2 protein-coding genes and 1 pseudogene are annotated in these 1,721 nt (G+C 64.8%); all 3 read left to right on the top strand.

Features of this window, described 5'->3' with window-relative positions:
* The coding region (locus tag ACYVD0_RS14545) for a glycosyltransferase family 4 protein (protein WP_460427471.1) at window positions 1-428 on the top strand (428 nt) is incomplete at its 5' end.
* A 77-nt stretch (window positions 429-505) separates the two neighbouring features.
* Entirely contained in the window at window positions 506-808 is a 303-nt protein-coding gene (locus ACYVD0_RS14550) for a hypothetical protein (protein ID WP_460427472.1), read from the top strand.
* A gap of 131 nt (window positions 809-939) precedes the next feature.
* A pseudogene (locus tag ACYVD0_RS14555) lies at window positions 940-1,721 on the top strand (glycosyltransferase family 1 protein); the annotation flags it as partial.

Consider the following 1,721-nt stretch of genomic DNA (forward strand, 5'->3'; position numbering starts at 1 on the left):
ATCTCGGCCTGCCGATACACCAGACCGGGGCGGTCTCCGGGGAGATCCGCGATGCGCTGTTCGCCCACAGCCACTGCGTGGTCTACCCCTCGGTGAACCGGGAGCCCTTCGGCATGGTGGTAGCCGAAGCGATGAGCCATGGCACGCCGGTGCTGGTGCCCGACTACGGCGGCGTCACCGAGGTGATGTGCGATGGCGAGCGGGCCGGCGGTCTGACCTTCAAGGTCTGGGACAGCGGCGACCTGGCCCGGCAGCTGGAGACTCTGCTGAAGAGCGAGGCACTGCATCGCGAGCTGGCCGGGAATGCCCGCTCGCTGGCGGAGCGCTTCACGGCCGATCACATGACCGACCGTGTGTTGCAGCACCTGGGCATTGCCGAGCAGACGGGGCGTTCGCTGCCGGATGGCGTCATTTCCAGGGTGGCGTGACGAACGCGAGCGCATCCGCGATTGTGACGGTCCGGGCAGCGATGCCCGGTTCCCCGATCCATCCAGGGAGTTTTTCCATGAGCCAGGTTTCCAGTCCCAACATCATGTTCGTGTTTCCCGGGCAAGGCTCTCAGTACGTCGGCATGGGAAACGACATACACCGGCAATTCTCCAGCGTTCGCGAAGTCGACGACCCTGACCAACTGCGCGCCGCACTGTTCTTCCAGATGTTCTATCCGGTGAAGTGCCTGCGCGACAACAATGGCTGCGACGACGAGGCCATGGTCGAGTGCTTCCTGAGCGGTCAGGCGAACAGCCGGAGCGTTCTTTACCGGCAGAGCGACGCGATGAATATTCACCGGTGGCGGCGTCGACGATGAGTTCGGGACGTTGTTGCGTTACTCGGTGTTTACCGGCGTTAGCTACACCTTCTGAGCGTTCACTAAGCAAGAGAAGTGGGGCGTGATCCAGCAGGAGACGCCCCTAGCCATCCCCAAGGACCGGAGGCAACATGAGCAAGCCGACTTTTGCATTCGTCACCATTGGCAGTGGTTCCTACCTGGGCTCCACGATTCGCGACCTGACCCTCGCCAACACTCTCCACCGACGCGGTTACAAGGTGGTGGTCTACTGGATGATGGAGTGGAATCCCTCGTTCGCCGATCCCGGCATCGAGCAGCGGCTGCTGTGCCACGGCACGCGCTACCAGTTCCGCCGGCCCTCGGAGTTCATGGACCGGGTGGTCGGCTCGGCCGCCTTCCTGCAGCCCTTGCCGCTGCGAGTGCGCATGACCCAGACCCTCTTCAACGGCTTCGTCGACCGCATGCTCACCCACCTCATCTGTTCGCTGCATGCGACGCCGGATGCCGATGCCGGCCTGGTCCGGCGGTTGCGCGGCTTCATCGCCAGGGACGGGGTTACCCACCTGATGATGAGCTTCGCCTCCATCGGCATGCTCGCCCTGGCGGCGAAGCGTCAGGGAGGGCTCGATTTCGACTACTCGCTGACCTTCCAGGGCGACGAGCAGTTCGCCGACTACGCGCGGCGGGGCGGCCTGTTCGAGACTTACCGCAGCCGCCTCAACGAAGCCGTTGCCGGGTCGCGCTGGCCGGCTCTGCAGACCAGCCACGACTACCTCGAGCGGATCGCCGACGAGCTGGACGTTCCGCGGGAGCGCATGAGCGTGGTCTACCCCGGTATCGAACTTCCCGCCCCGTCCGGCAGACCGCCGCGGGCGCTGCTCGAGGGCCTCTTCCCCGGGCTGCGGAAGGACATCCCCATCGTCACCTTCCT

The organism is Azotobacter armeniacus, assembly GCF_054779355.1.